Below are 277 nucleotides of genomic sequence, written 5' to 3'. Positions count from 1 at the left end.
CCTTTATCTCGCCGGCCTGCCGCGCAGCCAGCTGTTCTCTGACCTGTTCCTGCCTCACGCCTGAGCTGCTTCGCTGCGTCCGCCAGAAACGAAAAGGCCCGCATTGAACGCGGGCCTTTTGGCGGATGCTGCTGATCGTCAGACCAGCGCGTCACCGACATGCAGGATTTTCATGCCGTTGGTGCCACCGATGGTGTGATAGCTGTCACCCTTGGTCAGGATGACCCAGTCGCCTTGCTGGACGAGGCCGCGCTTGAGCAACTCGTCTACCGCTGCC

1 protein-coding gene is annotated in these 277 nt (G+C 61.7%); it reads right to left on the bottom strand.

Features of this window, described 5'->3' with window-relative positions; all coding sequences use genetic code 11:
• Positions 1–138: 138 nt before the first annotated feature.
• Positions 139–277 (bottom strand): pyruvate kinase alpha/beta domain-containing protein (locus AC0IYH_RS31285; protein WP_471838100.1); only part of this gene is annotated, 139 nt, incomplete at its 5' end.

The sequence above is a fragment of the Pseudomonas sp. AC463 genome, assembly GCF_979253585.1.
Note: the sequence above shows the minus strand (reverse complement) of the source record. Positions and strands in the feature narration are given on the sequence as shown.